This window comes from Parerythrobacter aurantius (assembly GCF_045291475.1).
Taxonomy (GTDB): domain Bacteria; phylum Pseudomonadota; class Alphaproteobacteria; order Sphingomonadales; family Sphingomonadaceae; genus Parerythrobacter; species Parerythrobacter aurantius.
In genome coordinates, this window is record NZ_CP147985.1 from 2,638,420 (window position 1) to 2,658,176 (window position 19,757).

Genomic DNA, 19,757 nt, shown 5'->3' on the forward strand with positions numbered 1-19,757 from the left:
TGCCAAATGGCACGGTCCCCCATAGGGATGGCGCACCAAAGGGACCGGAGGGGCGCATTGGCTCGGGATAACCAGTTCAAGACCTTGGCCCTGCAGGCTGCCGATACGGAACGGGCCGAGGCGGCCGCTGCGGACCTCGCTAGGGAATTCGACTTCGCCCCCATGGCCGAAGCCGATGCCGTGGTCGTCCTGGGCGGTGACGGTTTCATGCTGCAGGTGCTGCACCACATGCTCGACGACGGCGCGGTAAAGCCCGCATACGGCATCAACATGGGCACGGTCGGCTTCATGATGAACCGCCCGCGCAAGCGCGCCGATTTGCTCGGGGTGCTCAACCGGGCGTCCCTGCGCTCGGTTGCGCCGCTACGGATGACTGCTACCGCACAGGACGGGACGGAATATTCCGCCGCAGCCATCAACGATGTGTCACTGCTGCGCGAAACCCGCCAGACCGCCAAGATCGAGGTGTCGGTGGGCGGCAAAGTACGGATTGCCGAGCTGGTCTGCGATGGCGTGCTCGTGTCCACTCCGGTCGGATCGACAGCCTACAACCTGTCGGCCAACGGCCCGATCCTCCCGCTCGATTCGCAGGTGCTGGCGCTGACGCCGATCAGCCCCTTCCGCCCCCGCCGCTGGCGCGGGGCCATCCTGCCCGAATACACCGAGATCAACTTTCGCGTCCTCGAACCGCGCAAGCGCCCTGTGGCGGTCGTTGCGGATCAGAAGGAGTATCGGGATATTGCCGAGGTATCGGTGGCCATCGAGCGGTCCTCCGAACTCACGCTGCTGTTCGATCCCGGCCACTCGCTTGACGAGCGCATTGTCGCAGAGCAATTCGTCACCTGAGGGGCTTGCCAAACGGAATCGCCCCCAATATAGGCGCGCTTCGCCCGGAAACGGGCTGCTCCCCGATAGCTCAGCGGTAGAGTAGGTGACTGTTAATCACTTGGTCGTTGGTTCGAATCCAACTCGGGGAGCCACTCTTTCCTAGGCTCCGATCAGCAGCCTTCCCCCCACCCAGATCGTCAGCGCCGCCGTCAGCCAGCGGATAATCCGCGCCGGGAATACCTTGAGCGCCAGCAGGCTGCCGATCTGGCCGCCGACCACCACCGCCAGCATCAGCGGCAGGCCGTAGGCGACAGCTTCGCCGAAAACTTGCGCGCCGTTCTTGAGCAATTGCCCGGCCAGACCGAACAGCGAGTTCACCAGGATGAACAGGCTGGCGGTCGCGGCGATGGCCCTCGCCTCGTTCCAGCGCGTCAGATGCAGCAGGGGTGCGAGAAATATGCCCCCGCCGATCCCGACCAGGCCCGACAAGTAGCCCAGCGGCAGCGCGATTATCGGCATGAGCTTCGCCAGTCGGGCGGGCTGGTCACCGCCGGAGCTTTGCGGCACGAACAGGGCCAGCCCCGCCAAAACGAGGCTGGCACCGAGCAGGGTGAAAAACGCCCCCTCTCCGATGGGCGTCAGACCGCCGAGCAGGGCCGCCGGTGCGGCAATCGAGGTCAGGACAAGCGCGCCCTTCCACGGCGTCACCCCGGCGCGGCCGAAGCGGATGGTGCTGCCGGTCACGACGGCGATATTGCAGACCAGCGACAGGACCGGCAGCAGCTTGTAATCGAACCCGTAGAGCGCCAGCAGCGCACTGTAGGTCGATCCGCCGCCGAACCCTACGCTGGCATAGAGTAGCGCAGTGGCAAAAAATCCGGCGATGAGGAGGACGGGCATGACCGCTCCCTATACGCAAGCCCGACCCGCTGCTAGCCGTTGGATGGAGCGGAGGGGACCATGACAGCGGACGATATCGACCTGGGCGAGGATTGCCGCCGTGCCGGCCCGGAGGAAGCCAAGCTGGTCGGCACCATCACCGCCGACGCCTTTCGCAACGATCCCTTCAACCGCTGGCTGTTCGGCAATTTCGCCGGTATCCGCAACCTGTTCCATTTGCAGGCACGCAGCATCTATACCCCGCGCGGCTATTGCTACACGGCGGGCGAGGAAGGCGCATGCATGTGGATGTTGCCCGGCGGCGACACGAGCTTTTCCAACTGGGACTATCTTCGATTCGCCCTGCCGACTGTCCTGCTGTGCGGTCCGGGCGCGGTGAAGCGCGGGATCAGGACCGGCGAGGCGATGGAGGCGCGTCACCCGGCCTTCGAGCATGCCTACCTGTTCAGCATCGGCGTGCGCCCGTCCGCGCAAGGCAAGGGGCTTGGCCGCAGGCTTATCCAACCCGTGCTCGACGCGTGCGACCGCAAGGGCCTGCCCGCCTATCTCGAGAATTCGAACCCGGCCAACACCGGGTTCTACCAATCCTGCGGCTTTGCTCAGCTGGGCGACCCGATCATTGTCGAGCCGGGTGCACCGCCACTGGTGCCGATGGTACGGGAACCCCGCCGCAGCTAGCGCCGGGGTCCGTCGGCGCGCGCGGGTTACACCGCTGCCCCATGGCAGTGCTTGTACTTGTTGCCCGACCCGCACGGGCACGGGGCGTTGCGGCTGATTTCCTCGCCCGCCCACGGATTGTCTGCGGCACTTGCCGCTCCGCCCGGGCCGAAGGCCGCACGCGGCGAGCCAGCCAGCGAACCGAACAGGTCGGGCCGCATGTCGGATCCGTCTCCGTCGGCGGAATTGTCGAGCCCGGTGAGCGGGTCGATATGCCCGGTCAGGAAATCCGGCAGGTCCGGCAAGGCCTGCGGGGAAGGCGGTGGCGCAATGCGTAGCTCGCTCTTCAGCAGAATGCCGGTCACGTCTTCGCGCAGCTTTTCGAGCATGGATTCGAACAGGCCGAACGCTTCCTGCTTGTATTCGTTGATGGGCTGCTTTTGCGCATAGGCACGCAGGAACACCACCTGGCGAAGGGCATCGAGCGTCGCGAGGTGTTCCTTCCAGAAATGGTCGAGCCGCTCGAGAAGGATGCTCTTCTCGACACGCTTCCACACGCCCGGGTCGGTTGCCGCGATCTTCTGTTCCATCCGCTCGTTGGATAGCGCCAGCAACCGTTCCTCGAAGATTTCGGGCTCGATCGCCTCTTCCTGCAACCACTCGTCGAACGGCGGCGTCAGGCCGAGCACTTCTTCGACCCGTGCCTTGAGGCCTTCGATATCCCACTGTTCCGGATAAGATCCGGGCGGGCATGCCTCCCCGACGAGATTGTTGACCGTGTCCTGGCGCATGTCGGCCACGACATCGTCGACGGCCTCGCTATCCATGATCTCGGCGCGCTGTTCGTAGATGACCTTGCGCTGGTCGTTCATGACGTCATCGTATTCGACGACCTGCTTGCGGATGTCGTAGTTCCGGGCCTCGACCTTCTTCTGCGCCGTCTCGATGGCCTTGCTCAGCCACTTGGAGCCGATTGCTTCGCCGTCCTGGAGGTTGGAGTTCATCATCCGGGCAAACAGCGTGTCCGGCCCGAAGATGCGCAGCAGGTCGTCCTCGAGGCACAGGTAGAAACGGCTGAGGCCCGGATCGCCCTGGCGGCCCGAGCGCCCGCGCAGCTGGTTGTCGATACGGCGACTTTCGTGGCGTTCCGTTCCGAGGACGAACAGCCCGCCCGCTTCCAGCACCTTCTCGCGCTCCGCCCTGACCTCGGCCTTGATCCGCTCGATCGCAGCATCGCGGTCCGGGCCTTCTTCCATGTCGCGCAGCTCGTCCTGGATACGGAACTCGACATTGCCGCCGAGCTGGATGTCGGTGCCGCGGCCGGCCATGTTGGTCGCGATGGTGACGGCGCCCAGGCGTCCGGCCTGCGCCACGATGTGGGCTTCGCTCTCGTGGAAGCGGGCGTTGAGCACCGCGTGCTTCACACCTTCCTCGTCGAGAAACTGGCTCAGCAATTCGGACTTCTCGATCGAGACGGTGCCGACCAACACCGGCTGGCCGATCTTGCTCTTTTCCGCGATAGCCTTGGCGATGGCCTGGAACTTGTCCTGCGTATTCTTGTAGAACTCGTCTTCCTCGTCGATCCGCTGCACGGGCACATTGGTCGGGATCTCGACCACGTTCATCTTGTAGATGTCCCAGAACTCGCTCGCTTCCGTGGCGGCGGTACCGGTCATGCCCGACAGCTTGGGATACATGCGGAAGTAGTTCTGGAAGGTGATCGAGGCCATGGTCTGGTTTTCCGGCTCGATCTTGACGCCTTCCTTGGCCTCCACCGCCTGATGCAGGCCGTTCGACCAGCGGCGACCGTCCATCATGCGACCAGTGAACTCGTCGATGATGACGACCTTCTCGTCTTTCACGATGTAATCGATATCGCGCTTGAACATGATGTTGGCGCGCAGCGCCTGATCGAGGTGGTGAACGACCTGCGTATTCTCGACATCGTAGAGATTGTCGGTCTCGAGCAGGCCGGACGCCTTGAGCAGTTCCTCGATCTGCTCGTTGCCCTCTTCGGTCCAGCCGATGTTCTTAGTCTTCTCGTCGGCTTCGTACCACGACGGGTCGATCTGTTTCACGATCGCATCGACCGACACGTAGAGGTCGGTCTTGTCTTCGGTCGGCCCGGAAATGATCAGCGGCGTGCGGGCTTCGTCGATCAGGATCGAGTCCACCTCGTCAACGATCGCGTAGTTGAAGGGACGCTGCACCATCTGGCCGCGGTCGTGCTTCATGTTGTCGCGGAGGTAGTCGAAGCCGAATTCGTTATTGGTGCCGTAAGTGATGTCCGAGTTGTAGGCCTCGCGCCGCTCGAACTCGTTGAGCCCGGGGACAATCACGCCGACCGACAGGCCCAGCCAGTTATGAAGCTGGCCCATCCATTCGGCGTCGCGGCGGGCAAGGTAGTCATTGACGGTGACGACGTGGACGCCCTTGCCTTCGATGGCGTTGAGATAGGTCGCCAGCGTGGCCACCAGCGTCTTGCCCTCGCCGGTGCGCATTTCCGCGATTTCGCCCCGGTGGAGCACGACGCCGCCGACCATCTGGACGTCGAAGTGCCGCATGCCCAGAACACGGATCGAGGCCTCGCGGACGGTCGCAAAGGCTTCGGGCAGGATGTCGTCGAGCGTCTGGCCCGCTGCGAGAAGTTCGCGGAACTTGGCGGTTTGCGCCTTCAGCTCGTCGTCGGAGAGCGCCTTGATCTGGTCTTCCAGCGCATTGACCTGGTCGACGACCTTGCGGATAGACTTGACGTAGCGGTCGTTCGACGATCCGAAAACGGATTTCATGAGAGTGTTGAGCATTGTCTCTGCCTGACGGAATAGGAATGGAAAATACGACAAGCGCCCCGGCCAGGGAGGCAGGGGCGCGAAAACCGGGATGTCGTCTAAGCGCTATTCCAGCGAGAAATCGCTGCCGAGCATGACAGTCGGCAGGATGATCCTCACCGCTTTCGGCGGCGGGCACTCCTTGACATCCTCACGCCGGACCGGGCTGCGTTCGCGCTCCTTGCGCTGGCGGCATTCCTCCCGCCGGTCGTCATTGCGGGCTGTCTGGCCCGCCTGCACCTGCGCCCCGAACAGATCGCCGACGGCCGCACTGGCGGGCGTGCCGAAAGCGGCGAGCCCGGTGAGCAATGCAAGAAGGGCGAGTAATTGGCGACGCATAGATAGAGGCATATAGGCCCGCTTCTGCGTCAAGTCCACCAATGCGCGCGGGCCGTTACCAGCTAATTCGGCTGCGTACCGTTCGCGCCACAGGCTGGCCCGCTTCGTCCAGCGCGATGGAGGGGCTTTTAAGTGCCTCGAGCCGCTTACAGGTTTCCGCATCGAGCAAGGCAGAGCCCGAACTGCGGGTGATGCGGCAGGAAGTTATGGTGCCGTCCGACGAAATCTCGACCTCGAAACCGACCGTGCCCCGCTGCTTGAGCTTCTTTGCCTCGGTCGGCCGCTTCCAGCCGAAATCGGATGCTTGCAAGGGCTCCGATATGCGCCACACCACCGCCTGTGTATACTGGCTCACGATTGGCTTGCCCTGGTAATCCAGGGCCGGATCGAAACGGGCACGCTGGGTCACGAGCCTGCAGGTTAGCTCGTCCAGCCGTTTGAAGCCGCTTGAATCGAGGATCGAACAGCCAGAAACCTCGCCCGAGACGTCGACAGTGGCCCGGAACTGGCTGCGACCGGCTTCGTCGAGCAGCATCGAGATCTTGGGATAATCGTCCGACACGACCCATGATCCCGGATTGTTTCGCGGCTTGGGAACACTCGAAAAACGGGGCGGCTGCGGCGGCAGCGGAATGGTCACCCGCGGAGGCACCGCCGGCTGTACCATCGGCGGCGAAGCGCGAGGTGGCTCGCCGGGCGGTGGCGGAGCCGATAGCGTCGTTGTGGCTTGGAACAGAACGTAGGCAATAATCGGCATGGGGCGACCTCCGGAATTCACCGTTCTTTCCCGCCTCCTGCCAGAATGGCAAGCTTGCAGCGGCAAATGCGGGTCCCTAGGGCGCAAGGATGATTCAGCATCGCTCGCCCCTCGCCCGCCCGTTTCCGGATCTGCCCGCCATCGCCGGGGTGACGCTGCGCACGGTGCGCGCGGGATACAAGGCGTGGGATCGTGCCGACCTGACGCTGATCGAGCTGGCCGAAGGCACCAGCGTCGCCGGCGTTTTCACCAAGAGCGCCTGCGCCTCAAGTGAGGTCGAGCTGGGCCGCGAGTCCGTCCGGCAGGGCATGGCCCGCGCGCAGGTGATCAATGCAGGCAATTCCAACGCCTTCACCGGCTATCGCGGGCGCGAGGCGGTGGAGCGGATCGTGGAGAAGGTCGCCGTCCATCTCGGCTGCCCGGCCGGGCAGGTATTCGTCTCCTCCACCGGCGTCATCGGAGTGCCGCTGCCGATCGATATCGCCGATGCCGGGCTGGAAATGGCTTTCGCCGCCGTGCCGTGCACGTGGGAAGACGCCGCGCGCGCCATTTCCACGACCGACACCTTTCCCAAGGGCGCCCATGCCTCCGCCATGCTTGGCGGGACGCGGGTGGAGATCTGCGGCATCGCCAAGGGCAGCGGCATGATCGCGCCCGACATGGCCACGATGCTGGGCTATATCGCCACCGATGCAGCGGTCGCCCCCGCCTTCCTGCAGCAACTGCTCGAAGCGGCCAACAGGCGGACCTATTCCTGCATCACCGTCGACGGCGACACATCCACCAGCGACACGGTAATGGCCTTCGCCACCGGCAAGGCGGGCAACGTCCCCCTCGCCTCGTTCGACGACCCCGGGGCCGATGCCTTTGCCGCCGCGCTGGAGGACGTCTGCCGCCAGCTTGCCCAGCTCGTCGTCCGCGACGGCGAAGGCGCATCGAAGTTCATCGAGGTTCGCGTGTCCGGTGCCGTCAGCGACGAAAGTGCGCACCGGATCGGCATGGCCATCGCCAATTCGCCGCTGGTGAAGACCGCCATCGCGGGCGAGGACGCCAACTGGGGCCGCGTGGTCATGGCTGTCGGCAAGGCAGGCGAACCGGCGGATCGCGACACGCTCTCGATCGGCTTCGGCGGTCACTGGGCCGCGCGCGACGGCCAGCCCGTCCCCGATTTCGACGAGACTCCGCTCGCAAAACATCTCAAAGGCGAGGATATCGTGATCGATGTCGAGCTCGGCCTCGGCGACGGGCGCGCCACCGTGTGGACCTGCGATCTCACGCACGGATACATCTCGATCAACGCCGATTACCGGTCATGAGTTCGCGGATGAACTCCCTCGACCGGGGAATCCATGCATTGATGCAGCGCGTCAGCCGCGACATCATCCTGCCGCGCTACCGCAACCTGTCGGACGGGCAGATCATCGAGAAGGCGCATGACGACCTCGTGACGGTGGCCGACCGCGAGGCGGAGGAAGCCTTGCACGAAGGTCTCGCCGCGATCGACGCGTCGCTCGCCATCGTCGGCGAGGAAGCCGCCCACGCCGATCCGTCCGTGCTCGATGCGCTATCCGGCGATTGCTGGATCATCGACCCGATCGACGGGACCCACAATTTCGCCCATGGCAAAGCGCCGTTCGGTATCCTGCTGGCGCAGGCATCGGGCGGCGTGTGCCGATCGGGATGGATCTACGACTGTCTCTCGGGCCGGTTCTGCTCGGCACATCTCGGAAAAGGCGCCTTCGTCGATGGCGAGGCGATACGCTCGAGCGCAACCGGCGAGACACCTCCGGTCGCGGCCATTTCCGTGATTTTCCTCGATGACGCGCGGCGCCGGGCAGTAAATGCACATATCGCCCCGAATTACCGCGTTGTCGAAACGCCGCGCTGTGCAGCCGAGCAATATCCGCGACTGGCCTTGGGCCAAAATGACGTTTCGTTTTTCGAACGCACACTTGCCTGGGACCACGCGGCCGGTGCGCTGTGGGTCAACGAGGCAGGCGGAATGGTCGCCCGGCCCGATGGATCACCCTACCGTGTCGACGAGCATGGTCGCACCGGGATGATCGGAGCCGCCAGCCCCGCGCTGTGGCAGGGACTGGCGGACCATTATCGCAAGCTCGATTAAAGCTGCTGTTCGAGCCAAGCCTTGAGCTGGCCCTTCGGCGCTGCGCCGGTCATTTCGGCCACGCGCTCACCGCCCTTGTAGAGCGCCAGATAGGGAATGCCGCGAACGCCAAGCTGGCTCGGCGTATCGGTGTTGGCCATGATGTCCATCTTGGCGATGGTGACCCTGCCCGCCAGCTCATCGCTGATTTCTTCGAGCGCCGGAGCGATCATCTTGCACGGGCCGCACCAGTCGGCCCAGAAGTCGACGAGGACGGGCTTGTCCGCGTCGAGCACGTCGGCTTTGAAGCTGGCATCGGTTACATTGACGGTGGCCATGGGAATCTCCTGTTGTTGGTCCGGTATCTAGGAGACGCTTGCGGTGCCTCCAAGGGACCGGCGGCAAAGCTTTCCTGCTACAATTGCAACGCTGCTTTGTGCGGGGCAAGCATTGTCTCGGGCAGCGCGAACAATTGCGGGATGTGGGTGTAGAGCACCGCAGCGCGGACACTTCGACCCGGATAGATCATTTCCAGCGCGGCTGCATAGGCTGCCATCTGCCGCACGATCCCCTCGGGGATTTGCCCGAGGTCCTCCGGCGGACGCCGCGCAGTCTTGAAGTCTACGACTACGATCTCGTCCTCGGTGACCAGCAAGCGGTCGACGGTTCCGGCGATGACCTGCCCGCCGACGGTGGCCGCCAGGGGCACTTCAGCCAGGGACTCCGGCCCGAATATGGACGCGAACCGGGCATCGGAAAGGACCGCCAGTGCGCTCGACAGCAGCTCGTCGCGCAAGGCTTCGGGCAGGTCGCCGGCCTGCCGCGCAAGCCACTCCCTGCCAGCAGACTCCCGGGCATCCGCGGGCAGCACCGGCATACGTTCGAGGAGTGTATGCAGCAGGACACCGCGCTGCGCCGCAAGCGCCAGTGGACCCGGCGGGAGCGGAGGGTCGGACGTACGATCCTCGCCCGCGGAACTCGGTGCAAGCGGGCGAGGAGGGCGAGGCTCCGGACCGACCGGGGTGGTTGCCCAGAGCGGGAGTGTCTCGGTCGCCATTGGAGTGACATCGCGCGCCGAAACGACCGGCGGCGGCAACGCGCCCCACTCGCGCCTTCCGAACCAGATATCGTCTTGCAACACTCCATCCGGCATCAGCGGTTCGAGCCTTGCATACCAGCTGTCCTTCGCCGGTCCCTTTTCCTCGTTCTTCCGGCCCAGGGCACCGCCGATATAGAGCGCTTCCTCGGCGCGCGTCATGGCCACGTAGAGCAGCCGCCAGTGTTCTTCCATGTCCGCCGCCTTGGCGGCCTCCACCGCGGCTGCCACCGGGCCGGTGAGCTCTTCTTTCCTGAAGGGCAGCATGGGCACCGATTTGCCGCTCGACTGCTCCGTCAGATCGACCGGGCGCGCCCTGCTTTCTGAGGGATCGCCGGCCGCGTCGGCCAGGATGACAATCGGCGCCTGGAGGCCCTTGGAACCGTGCACGGTCATGACGCGGACCAGCCCGGCCTCGCCACCTGCCTCGCGCTTGACGTCGGCATCGCCTGCGTCGAACCACTGGATAAAGCCCGCAAGGGTCGGCGTATGCGCCGCCGAATAGGCAATTGCGGCGTTGAGCAGTTCGTTCACAGGGTCGTTGACCTCGCGGCCGAGGCGCGCAACGAGTTTGCGGCGTCCCTGCCACGGGCCTGTCAGCATCCAGTGGATAAGCGCTTCGGGCGGCTCGAAATCGACGCGTTCCAGCAAGCCGCGCAGTTGCGCGATGGTCGCTGCGACAAAGGGATCGTCGATCCGCCGCAAGTGGTCCCAAAGTCGCACGCCCTTGTCGCGCCACGCGTGCCGGAGGAGGTCGTCCTGCGTCCACCCCCCGAGCGGCGAGACCAGAACATTGGCGAGATTGAGATCGTCGAGCGGCTGCGCCGCGAACCGCAAGGCCGCAACAAGATCCTTCACCGCAAGTGGAGCGCCGAGGCGTAGCCGGTCCACTCCTGCGACGGGTACGCCGGCCGCATGGAGGCGCGCCACGATCAGCCCGGCCAGTTCCTTGCGCTTGCGGACCAGCACCATGATATCGCCCGGTCCGGCATTACGGCGCTCTCCCTTGGCCAGTGGATGGCCATGGTCGAGCCACTGTCTGACCTGCCTGGCTATGTTGTCGGCCATCTTCCGGTCGGAGGGCGGAAGCCAGCCTTCCTCTTGGCCCTCACTATCGTCGTCGCTCGCTGTGGTGCTGCTGACCGGGTTCCACAGGGTCACGATGCCGGGCCGTCCAGAATCCCCGACGTGCGGCTCGTCCGTATCGTCGAGACCGATATTCTCGCGCCCGATGGAAGCAATGGCCGCGTCGACAAAATCGAGCACCGGTTGCGAAGTGCGGAAGCTGTGCCCCAGTCCGAGATCCTGCAAAGAGCGCAAGGCAACAGGCACATTGGTGCGGCTGTCCCGCGCCATCGCATTGGCGTTGGCGATCGCGTCTTCGATTTCGGCCTGGTAGGCCTTCTTCTGATCCCGGAAGTTGTGCGGGCTGGTACCCTGGAAGCCGAAGATCGCCTGCTTGTAATCGCCAACGACGAAGATCGTTCGCAACTTGCCGTCGTGCTGGCCGTGACCGGCGAAGAAATCGCCTGTCAGCGCACGGATGATTGCCCACTGCGCTTCATTCGTGTCCTGCGCTTCGTCGACGAGAATGTGGTCGAAGCGGCGGTCCAGCTTGTACCTGATCCATTCGCCGAAATCGGCGCGGGTCAGCAATTCCGCCGCACGCCTGATCTGGTCGTCGAAGTCGATCAGCCCGTCGCGCTTCTTGCGTTCGTCCCACGCCAGCGCGAACTTGCGCCCGAGGGTGAGTGCGGGGACAAGCCGATCGGTTGCATCCAGGAGCCGGGACAGTTCGATCACGGCGCCGATCTCCTCGCTCGCCGTTTCGCTCAACTGCCCGAAGCCGGGGACTTTCTTCGTAACATTGGCGGCATACTTGGGCGCGCCCTTGTCGTTGAAGATCGCGCCATAGATATCGCCGATCGTGGCGAAGCGCTCGGCGGCACTCGCTGCCAGCCATTCCGACAGGGGCGCGGCGATCTTGCCTGCGCTGTCGGTGCCCCATGCATTGTAGGCATCGCGGACGCCCCGTACGGAATCGACAAGCGCGGTGTCGTCGGCGCAGGCTCCGGCCAACGTTTCCGTTGTCGCTCCCGCTGGCAAGCCGAGCAGCGTCAGCACGCGATCGCGCAAGGGCGGCTGCCAAGCCGATGCGCCGCTCCACAGCTCGATCGCATCGGCGCATCGCATCAGCCACGCCTGAGCCCCGTCAGGGCCGTATTGGACCGAGAGCTCGGCCAGCGCACCGCGATCGGCAGCATCGCCTGCGACAAGCAACTCGGACAGCACCTCGCGCGAGAGCACGACCTTCTCACGATCTTCCAGCGCCCGGGTGCCGGGGACCAATCCGGCCTCTTCCGGGAATGCTGCGAGCAACCATTGCGCGAACGCATGGATCGTGTCGATCCGCAGGCCGCCGCCCGGGCAATCGAGCACCCTTGCAAAGAGCGTGCGGGCACGAGCACGTTCGGCGGGACCACAGGCTGCGCCGATGGCCTTCAGCTCGAGTTCCAGCGATACCTCGTCCAGCCTGACCCAGCGGGCAAGGACATCGTTCACCCGGGTCGCCATCTCGGCAGCACCGCCCTTGGTGAATGTCAGGCACAGGATGCTGCCGGGCGGGCAGTCATCCTGCAGCAGCAATCGCAGCACCCGGGCCGAAAGGACCTGCGTCTTGCCGGTCCCGGCGCTGGCGGACAGCCAGACACTGTCGCGCGGGTCGACGGCTTTTGCCTGCTGGTCCTTCAGCGGATGGACGAGCTTCTTCTCGTTCATGCCTCCCTCCCGAACCATTCGTCGAGCCGCATCAACTGGTCATAATTGTTGTAGACCTTTGCGTCGGGATTGATCCGGGCGGTGAAACCTTCCGTGCCGAGGATCCAGCGCTCGAGCGCCTCGTCTAGATGCTCCTTAACCCGAGGAAGGAATTCCTCCGGCGTGAGACCGGTTTGCCGCGCCGTGAGCTTCAGAGGCGAGGAGACGTAACCGAATCCCGGCTCAGCCCTCCTTTTCGCCAGCGACCAGTATTCGAAACTGGTAGCCTCGCCGACGATCCCCTCACTGGCGAAACCGCCCATCCCGACCATCAGGCCCAACGTTCCGAGCTGAAGCGCGAAACCATCCGTCACCTGGGCCGTGGAGGGCGGATGGCCGGTCTTGTAGTCGACGACGGCGTAATTTCCGTCGGCGAGCCTGTCGAGCCGGTCGATCCTGCCGAACACGGTCACGCCGCGGTGTTCGACTTCGCCCCATTTTTCCCACAATACCGGTTTGCGGGTCTTGTCCTCCGCAATCTCGCCCTCGACCCATTGCAGCCCTTTAAGCAGTCGCGGTTCCCACAGGAAGCGTGTCAGCGGGTGATGGTCCATCTGCTTCAGCTTGTCGCTGGCGATGGTCACCAGATCGCCGCCGTGTTCGTGCCAGTGTTCGAGGATCTCGTGCGCAACTTGTCCCTGCCATGCGGCGGTGGGCTCTGCATCGAGAAGTTCGATCTCCTTCAGCTTCAGGATTTCGCCGGCATAGAACTGGTACGGATCCGATCTCAATCGGTCGAGCGCAGTGACGCTTATCCGCTGCCGCCGCTGCTCGGCCGACGGTTTTGGATCGGGTTTTTCGTAACGCGGTGCGAGCGGTGGATCGTCAAGGGCATGGGCCAGAGCAGGCAGCGCAGTGTCCCTATGCCGATCCAGCAAATCGCCCAGGAGCGCCTTGACCCGCAACAGGAATCGAGAGGCGATGGCAGGACCGTCGGCGTCGCGTTCGGACCGGCTCAGGATGACCTCGGGTGCGCCCAGCGCCCCTGCAAGATCGTGCGCAGCGAGCCCGATACGGAAGTCTGCGCCGGGTACCCCCAGTGCGCGCAAGAGCTCGGGCGCTAGCAGGGGATCGACCGGGGGCCTTGCAGGCCAGGTGCCTTCGTTGAGCCCGGCACAAATGACGAGATCGGCGCGGGCCATGCGTGCTTCGAGCAGTCCATAGATAGCGACACGCGAATGTCCGCCATAGGCCGGGCGGACCGCGACCGTATCCATGGCTTCGGTCAGCACCCCGTGCACGTCTCGCGGATCGAGCGTGGTTCCGACTGCCCGGGCGTGGACCCGAAGATCATCGACGAACGCGGCGAGGCAGCGGCCGTCCGCCTGGCCCCACAAGGAATCGCCGCACATCGCCTCGCCGGTCGCAACGAGTAGGTCGAGCAGCTCGCCCAGCCCGGCCTCGTCCGGCAAATCGCACAAGGGCTCGATGAGCGTCTCGACCTCTCCCCACCAGTCTGCGACGCCCGCCTTCCCCGCCACTTCCCGCAACGGCCTCAACCCCGTTGCAGGGCGAGGTCCGCGCAGCTCCCGTTCGAAAATGCGCAGGTTGCGCAGCCATCGGCGACGTTCCTCGTCGCGTCGGACGAGCGGATGACCAAGCAATCCGACAAGCGGCACCGGGGCTACCCGCTTGGCAATCAATTCCGCCAGGAGCAGGAAAAACCGTCCCGCCGGGGTTTGCGACAATGGCAAGCCGGCAGAGTCGTCCGCCTCTATATTCCACCGGCGAAGGTGGTGGATAATCCGGCGTGCCAGCGACCGATCCGGCGTCACGACCACGACCCGCCGTTTCGGTGTTTCCAAGGCTTCGCGGACGGCGAGTGCAATGGCCTGCGCCTCGGCCTCGGGATGAGGTGTTTCGAGCAGGCGAATGCCCGTCAGGCGGCGCTTTGACGCTGCCAGCGAGACCCATGTCTTGCTCGCTTCGGGAGGCAGGAACACGGCGCCGACCGCATGGCTGCGCTCGGGCCGCGCGGCACCGTGCCCCTTACGATGCCACGGTTCGACCTCGCCGCGCGCAACTCCCATGCGATTAAGCAGCAGCTTCAGGTGGTATTGCGGATGGGTGACCGCATCGCCCTTCGCAAAGGGTGGCCCGCCCGGCTCTGCCGGTGCCCCAGCGCATCCGAGCTCGTCCCACACCGCATCCTCGATCGTCAGGTCGAAGTCGGGAAGGATGACCGCCCCATCGGGAAGTTCCGAGACGACGCGTAGCAGGCGTGCCAGTGCCGGAGCCGCGCTCGTAACCCCGGCGGCAACAATGGGCGTGGTCGGCGGCGCTTCCTTCCATCGCCGCGCGGCATGATCGAACAGGCGGTTACGCCGGGCCGCCGTATCGATCCGGCCTTCCGCTTCCAGTTCGGCAAGCCAGAGCCGTTGCACGGTGGCGAAGCGGTGGAGGGAATCCTGCCAGTGCCCGGCAAGATTGCCGAAGAGGTCGAGTACGCGATCCTGGAGCAGCTCTTCTGGTCCGATGCCTTCGACCAGCAGCCGGTCCATCGTCCTGGCGGTTTCCCGCGCGAGCTTGAACAGCGCCGGTCCCTTCGGGGCAGCCTGGTCCAGATGGGCTTGGAGCAATTGCGCCAACCGCAACCAGCGCCGCGTCGGGTCGATTGCGGGAGGGATATCGGCCGCACCCAGCGGATCGAGCAGCGGGCCGAGTGTCTCGTCGAGGTCGAGGTCGCCCACCACCGCCATGCGCGGCATCAACAGGCCCGGTGCCGCGCCCTCGCCGAACTGCCGGATGAAAGCCTCGGTAACGGTGCGCGCGGCCCGGCTACTGGGCAGCAGCAGCGTGAGGCGCGCAAGGCCGATGTCGGCCTCCGCGTAACGCGGTAACAGTCCAGCCACCAAGGCATCGGCAAAACCGCGATGGGCCGCAATCGAATAGATCCTGGGTCGGGGTCGTTCAGCCACCGGCCAGCGCCGCCTCGGTCGGGCGGATCGCCTGCGGGGTGCCGACTTCGAACCACAGTCCGGTGAAGGGCAGGCCGTACAGACGCTCTTCCGCGATTGCGCGTTCCCAAAGCACCATGGTGCCGAACGGCCCGTCGGGAGCATCGCGCAGCAGCCGGTGCGAGACTACCTGGATACCGGTATAGATGAAGGGCGCTATCCGGCCCGACCTGCGGCGCGTGATCCGGCCGACCGGATCGAGGTGGAAATCGCCCTTGCCGTCGAAATTCACCGCCCGGACGTGGGGCACGACGAGAAGAAGCGCATCCATCGCATCAGGGTCCCACCGTTGGGACAATTCGGCAAAGGCATTGCCGGGGCCGTCCAGCCAGATGTTGTCGGAGTTGAGGCAGAAGAACGGGTCGGGCAGCAGGTGCTGCGCCTTGATCATGCCCCCGCCCGTTTCCAGCAGCGCGCCCCGCTCATCGGATATCGTAACGGTCGGCACCTTGCGTGCCGTGATATGGGCTTCGAGCGCATCTGCGAGGTAATGCACATTCACCACCGCCTTGCGCACCCCCGCTGCCGCGAGCCGGTCGAGCGTATGGTCGATCAGCGGCTTGCCCGCGACCCGGACCATGGGCTTTGGCTGGGTGGCCGTCAGCGGGCGCATCCGCTTTCCCAGCCCCGCTGCCATCACCATGGCGGTATCGCTGACGAGTTCGGTCACGAAATTGTCCCGCCCAGCGATTGGCGCAAGTCGTCCGGAATATTCGCGTCGAACCATCGCGCCACCGGGGCCAGTGCCGGGTGGGCAAGATCGCGCTCCATCGCCGCCCAGACACGCGGCACGAAGTCGAGATAGCGCGCCTTGCCGTCGCGCTTGTAGAGCCGGGTGAAGATCCCGACGATCTTGGCGTTGCGCTGCGCTCCGAGCAGGGCGTAGTCCGCGTCGAAATCGTCGCCGACGTCGACTTGCGACCTGTACCGGTCCAGCATCGACGCTTCGAGATCGATCGAAACGTCGCGGCGGGCATCCTGCAGCAGCGACACGAGATCGTAGGCCGGATGACCGGCCAGCGCGTCCTGGAAATCGATCAGGCCTTGCGCACCCGAACCGTCCGTCGCCGGGCCGAGAAGCATGATGTTCTCGGCATGGTAGTCGCGCAGCACCGTCACGCCCTTGCCTTGGCGGGCGATGAGTGGGCCGAGCGCGTTCTGCCACGCCTCGATATAGCCGTCGGCATCGACCGCCAATCCCATCGCAGGGGCATACCATTCCGTCAGAAGGTTGGCCTCGCGAACATAGGTCGGCCAGTCGTAGTGCGGGAACGGCCCGGCCCCGATCCGGTGCAGGGGCACAAGGGCATCTACGGCTGTGGCGTAAGCCCCTGCTTCGCCGCCCGGGTTGAGGTCCAGCCAGTCGCGCATCCGGTCATTGCCCAAATCCTCGGTCAGCACCCAACCGGCAGCAGTATCGTCGGCATAGATTTCAGGCGCCCGGGCGCCCTGCCGGGTGAGCCAGCGAGCCACGTCGAGAAAAGGCTTGGGATCCTCGTGGGGAGGCGGGGCGTGCATGAGCATCGCGGAGCCTCGCCCGCCCGTCAGGCGAAAGTACCTGCGAAAGCTCGCGTCGCCCGGGATGGCTTCGATCGTGCATCCTTCCCAACCGGAGCGGTGCAGGAATCCCTTTCCGCCGACGGGCAACACATTCGCTGAATCGGTCATGGCATCCGCCCTAGCCAATCTGCCCCGCCTTCGACAATCGCCCGGCGCCCCTTTCCGGCACTTTCGAGCGTTATGGAAAGGCAGGCTGCCTCGTGCCCGAACCCTCCTGCCCGGCCGGGCCATTCGGCGAGCAGCACCGCTCCTTCGCGATAGTCGTCGAGGCCCAGTTCCTCGGTTTCCGCAGGATCCTCTAGCCGGTAGAAATCGGCGTGGACCACGCGCGGTTGCAACAGATCATAGGTTTCGATGATCGTGAAGGTGGGCGACGGAACCTCGCCCTCGTGACCGAGCCCCGAAAGGATCGCGCGGCACAAGGTCGTCTTGCCCGCCCCAAGTCCGCCGGCGAGGGAAACGACGTCTCCAGGCTTCAGTTGTGCCGCGATACGAGCGCGCAGCTGCTCGACTGCCAAAAGGTCCGGCAACTCGATTATCATGGCAGCAAGATCATCGCTGCCGTCCCCACCTTCTTGCGCGATTCCATCGAGAGCGTCCCGCCGTGCGCTTCAACCAGTTGCCGGGCGAGCGGAATGCCCAGCCCCTGCCGCCGTTCGAGCCCCGTGCCGTCGGCGCTCTGTCGCAATCCTTCCATCGCCCGGTTCAGTTCCTCGGGCGACATGCCGCAGCCATTGTCGGAGATTACGATGCGGGTCCCCTCGGGCTTCTTCGACAGATCGACGAGGATCTTGCCGCCAGCATCGGTCGCTACGATCGCATTGTCGATGAGGTGCCCGATCGCACGTGCAAGTTGCCGCCTGTCCGCATCGACCTTCAGGTTGTTCCCTCCACGCAAGTCGAGCGACAGGCCCTTGCCGGCAATTTCCTGCTCTCTTTCGCGGACGACCCGCGTCACGAAAGGAAGCAGCTCGAGCCGTTCCTTCTGGATCGGCAACAGGCCCGCTTCGCTTTGCGATAGGTCGAGCACGTTTTCGACCTGGTCCGTCAATCGCCCGACGGATTCGATGATCGCGGAGACATATTCCTTGCCCTGGTCCGACAATTCGCCAGCGACCCCGGCCTGCAGCAATTCGGCAAAACCGCCAATCGATGTCAGCGGCGTACGGAATTCGTAGGACATATTGGCCAGGAAGCGGGTCTTGACGCTGTCGGCCTGTTCAAGCGCCTGGTTGCGCTCCCTCAGCGCCGTTTCTGCCTGTTCGTTTGCAGTCACATCGAGCGTGGTAAGCAGTCCGTTCCCGTCCGGAAGTGGAATGCCGGCAAACTCAAGCGTACGTCCGTCGGCCAGCGTGACGCGGCCCGCCTGCTCCTTGCGATCGAGCGTAGCGGCGCGAATGACCTCGGCCAGCACCCTTATCCGCTTGGGACGGGCGAGATTGCCGGCAATCTCCTCGAGCAACAGGTCGATCGCCGGATGCTTGTCCAGCAGCGCCTGATCCACGCCCCACGTCCCCGCAAAGCTGCGGTTCCACAGCTGCAAATGGCCGTCGGGCGCAAAGACCGCCAGGGCTTCGAACAGGCTGTCGAGCATTGCGGTCCTGGTCCGAAGCAGCGTGTCGCGCGTGGCCGAGAGTGATAGCTGCTCCGTGCGGTCTTCCGCGATCAGGGCGAGGCCGCCGTCGGGCATCGGCTGCGCCACGATCCGAAGGTGCGTGCCATCGCCGAGATGCCAGGCTTCCTCCGTTGTCGCGCCGCTCGCGAACCACTCGATCCGTTCCGCCCGCCAAGCCGGGAAATCACGCACCTGCGGTGTCCGGCCGGCATCCCTTGCCTCGCTTAACAACCGCTCAAACAAGATGCCCTCGCCGCCAGATCCGGGGTTTATCTGCATGATCCGGCGCAGTGGCTGGTTGGCGAAGGTAAGGCGCCGCTCGGCATCGAATTGCGCAACCCCGACGGAGAGCCGGTCCATCATGGACCGCTGCGCCTCCGCATAGGCCCGGTGCGCCCGCGCCTGTTCCTCGACCTCCTGGATATCGACGGCGTAACCGGCAACGCCTTCCTCGGCCAGTGGCAGGTCCGAAACCCGCAGGGCCCGGCGCTGACCGGAGATCGTGGCCTGCACGATCCGCTCGATGGGCTGGTTGTGCTGCATGGCCTGTCCGGCCACCTGTGCAGCGCTAAGGCCATCGACGGCCTCGACCAGTTCGATCTGCTGCGCCACGACAGTCTCGGCATCCTTGGCCGCGACGGCCGCTACATAGGCACCGTTGACCAGCCTGAGCCTGGTATCCGTGCCGCGAAACCACATAGGCATGGGCGCAGCCTCGATCAGTCCGACCAGCGCGGCGAAATCGCCTTTTGCGCGCGCCGATTCCTCTCGCATGCGGCCAAGTTCGCTGGCGCTGTCGCTGAAATCGAAAACCCACACCAGCGCAGCCCCGCCCGGGGACACTTGCGGGTCGGCCAATTGGCCGCGCAGGGCCAGGCTGCGCTGCGAACCGGGCACCGTTATGCTCATGCGGAAAGGTGCCGCTGTCTTCTGCGCTCGCCGCACCCTCTGGGTCAATTCGGAGAGTTGTTCGCGCGCGAGGCCGCGGCCCTGGTCGCCGGCCAGTTCGCTCAGGAACTGGGGCAGGCGCTCGAACCCGAACCAGTGTGCCAGACGTTCCGATCCCTCGATGCGGCCATCAGCCCGAACCAGCATCGGTATGGCCGGCGCTTCGTCCAGCAGACGTGCCATCCGTCGTGCGGCGCGCCGGCTGCCATCGGCCGCCTTCGCCTTGCCGCCGGCCATAATCATCAGCCACGCGGCGCCCGCCGTCCAGGCGGCAAGCAGAAGGCCGAGCAAAGCCAGGAGTGTTGGGGACAGGTCCATGGAAGGTTGCAGCTATGCTGCGTGCGACCGCGA

At 65.0% G+C, this 19,757-nt stretch carries 15 protein-coding genes and 1 tRNA gene; 5 read left to right on the plus strand and 11 right to left on the minus strand.

The window, feature by feature from the left end; genetic code table 11:
- Positions 1–27 precede the first annotated feature (27 nt).
- Both WAB17_RS13125 and WAB17_RS13130 read left to right on the plus strand, forming a co-directional pair.
- Complete coding sequence (locus tag WAB17_RS13125) at positions 28–846, plus strand: NAD kinase (protein WP_435417790.1); 819 nt, start codon at positions 28–30, stop codon at positions 844–846.
- Positions 847–905: 59 nt separating this feature from the next.
- A tRNA-Asn gene (locus tag WAB17_RS13130) sits at positions 906–980 on the plus strand.
- Between the two features lie 7 nt (positions 981–987).
- On the opposite strand, the gene WAB17_RS13135 is transcribed toward WAB17_RS13130, so the two are convergent.
- Positions 988–1,728 (minus strand): sulfite exporter TauE/SafE family protein, encoded by a 741-nt coding sequence (locus WAB17_RS13135; RefSeq protein WP_435417791.1) that lies wholly within the window; start codon positions 1,726–1,728, stop codon positions 988–990.
- A gap of 60 nt (positions 1,729–1,788) precedes the next feature.
- Here WAB17_RS13135 and WAB17_RS13140 point away from each other — a divergent pair, with 60 nt between their 5' ends.
- A complete protein-coding gene (locus tag WAB17_RS13140) occupies positions 1,789–2,406 on the plus strand; it encodes a GNAT family N-acetyltransferase (protein ID WP_435417792.1) in 618 nt (205 codons plus the stop codon).
- A gap of 26 nt (positions 2,407–2,432) precedes the next feature.
- On the opposite strand, the gene secA is transcribed toward WAB17_RS13140, so the two are convergent.
- From secA to WAB17_RS13155, 3 genes are all read right to left on the minus strand, one after another.
- Entirely contained in the window at positions 2,433–5,189 is a 2,757-nt protein-coding gene (gene secA, locus WAB17_RS13145; RefSeq protein WP_435417793.1) for a preprotein translocase subunit SecA, read from the minus strand.
- A 90-nt stretch (positions 5,190–5,279) separates the two neighbouring features.
- A complete protein-coding gene (locus WAB17_RS13150) occupies positions 5,280–5,552 on the minus strand; it encodes a hypothetical protein (protein ID WP_435417794.1) in 273 nt (90 codons plus the stop codon).
- A 55-nt stretch (positions 5,553–5,607) separates the two neighbouring features.
- Positions 5,608–6,192, minus strand: coding sequence for an energy transducer TonB (locus WAB17_RS13155; protein WP_435417795.1), 585 nt, complete (start codon positions 6,190–6,192; stop codon positions 5,608–5,610).
- Positions 6,193–6,398: 206 nt separating this feature from the next.
- On the opposite strand from WAB17_RS13155, the gene argJ reads away from it, so the two are divergent.
- Both argJ and WAB17_RS13165 read left to right on the plus strand, forming a co-directional pair.
- The gene (gene argJ, locus WAB17_RS13160) at positions 6,399–7,625 is read left to right on the plus strand and encodes a bifunctional glutamate N-acetyltransferase/amino-acid acetyltransferase ArgJ (protein ID WP_435417796.1); all 1,227 of its coding nucleotides are present in this window, start codon (positions 6,399–6,401) and stop codon (positions 7,623–7,625) included.
- 8 nt (positions 7,626–7,633) lie between these two features.
- Positions 7,634–8,434: an inositol monophosphatase family protein gene (locus WAB17_RS13165; RefSeq protein WP_435417797.1), complete on the plus strand. Its 801-nt coding sequence runs from the start codon at positions 7,634–7,636 to the stop codon at positions 8,432–8,434.
- On the opposite strand, the gene trxA is transcribed toward WAB17_RS13165, so the two are convergent.
- From trxA to WAB17_RS13200, 7 genes are all read right to left on the minus strand, one after another.
- Complete coding sequence (gene trxA, locus WAB17_RS13170; RefSeq protein WP_435417798.1) at positions 8,431–8,751, minus strand: thioredoxin; 321 nt, start codon at positions 8,749–8,751, stop codon at positions 8,431–8,433. The genes WAB17_RS13165 and trxA overlap by 4 nt on opposite strands.
- Before the next feature lie 77 nt (positions 8,752–8,828).
- Positions 8,829–12,287, minus strand: a complete 3,459-nt coding sequence (gene addA / locus WAB17_RS13175) for a double-strand break repair helicase AddA (RefSeq protein WP_435417799.1) — start codon at positions 12,285–12,287, stop codon at positions 8,829–8,831.
- Complete coding sequence (locus tag WAB17_RS13180; protein WP_435417800.1) at positions 12,284–15,244, minus strand: PD-(D/E)XK nuclease family protein; 2,961 nt, start codon at positions 15,242–15,244, stop codon at positions 12,284–12,286. The genes addA and WAB17_RS13180 overlap by 4 nt, the downstream gene beginning before the upstream one ends.
- Positions 15,237–15,953 (minus strand): nucleotidyltransferase family protein, encoded by a 717-nt coding sequence (locus WAB17_RS13185; protein ID WP_435417801.1) that lies wholly within the window; start codon positions 15,951–15,953, stop codon positions 15,237–15,239. The genes WAB17_RS13180 and WAB17_RS13185 overlap by 8 nt, the downstream gene beginning before the upstream one ends.
- Positions 15,950–16,951 (minus strand): aminoglycoside phosphotransferase family protein, encoded by a 1,002-nt coding sequence (locus WAB17_RS13190; protein WP_435417802.1) that lies wholly within the window; start codon positions 16,949–16,951, stop codon positions 15,950–15,952. Before WAB17_RS13190 ends, WAB17_RS13185 begins: the two co-directional genes overlap by 4 nt.
- Complete coding sequence (tsaE, locus tag WAB17_RS13195) at positions 16,948–17,385, minus strand: tRNA (adenosine(37)-N6)-threonylcarbamoyltransferase complex ATPase subunit type 1 TsaE (RefSeq protein WP_435417803.1); 438 nt, start codon at positions 17,383–17,385, stop codon at positions 16,948–16,950. Before tsaE ends, WAB17_RS13190 begins: the two co-directional genes overlap by 4 nt.
- Positions 17,382–19,724: a PAS-domain containing protein gene (locus WAB17_RS13200; RefSeq protein WP_435417804.1), complete on the minus strand. Its 2,343-nt coding sequence runs from the start codon at positions 19,722–19,724 to the stop codon at positions 17,382–17,384. Before WAB17_RS13200 ends, tsaE begins: the two co-directional genes overlap by 4 nt.
- Positions 19,725–19,757 lie beyond the last annotated feature (33 nt).

Excerpts from the sequence above, each read along its gene's own strand:
- addA (WP_435417799.1), bottom strand. The coding sequence starts at position 12,287 with ATGAACGAGAAGAAGCTCGTCCATCCGCTGAAGGACCAGCAGGCAAAA.
- secA (WP_435417793.1), bottom strand. The coding sequence starts at position 5,189 with ATGCTCAACACTCTCATGAAATCCGTTTTCGGATCGTCGAACGACCGC.
- WAB17_RS13140 (WP_435417792.1), top strand. The coding sequence starts at position 1,789 with ATGACAGCGGACGATATCGACCTGGGCGAGGATTGCCGCCGTGCCGGC.
- WAB17_RS13190 (WP_435417802.1), bottom strand. The coding sequence starts at position 16,951 with ATGACCGATTCAGCGAATGTGTTGCCCGTCGGCGGAAAGGGATTCCTG.
- WAB17_RS13125 (WP_435417790.1), top strand. The coding sequence starts at position 28 with ATGGCGCACCAAAGGGACCGGAGGGGCGCATTGGCTCGGGATAACCAG.
- WAB17_RS13200 (WP_435417804.1), bottom strand. The coding sequence starts at position 19,724 with ATGGACCTGTCCCCAACACTCCTGGCTTTGCTCGGCCTTCTGCTTGCC.
- trxA (WP_435417798.1), bottom strand. The coding sequence starts at position 8,751 with ATGGCCACCGTCAATGTAACCGATGCCAGCTTCAAAGCCGACGTGCTC.
- WAB17_RS13165 (WP_435417797.1), top strand. The coding sequence starts at position 7,634 with ATGAACTCCCTCGACCGGGGAATCCATGCATTGATGCAGCGCGTCAGC.
- WAB17_RS13150 (WP_435417794.1), bottom strand. The coding sequence starts at position 5,552 with ATGCGTCGCCAATTACTCGCCCTTCTTGCATTGCTCACCGGGCTCGCC.
- WAB17_RS13135 (WP_435417791.1), bottom strand. The coding sequence starts at position 1,728 with ATGCCCGTCCTCCTCATCGCCGGATTTTTTGCCACTGCGCTACTCTAT.
- argJ (WP_435417796.1), top strand. The coding sequence starts at position 6,399 with ATGATTCAGCATCGCTCGCCCCTCGCCCGCCCGTTTCCGGATCTGCCC.
- tsaE (WP_435417803.1), bottom strand. The coding sequence starts at position 17,385 with ATGATAATCGAGTTGCCGGACCTTTTGGCAGTCGAGCAGCTGCGCGCT.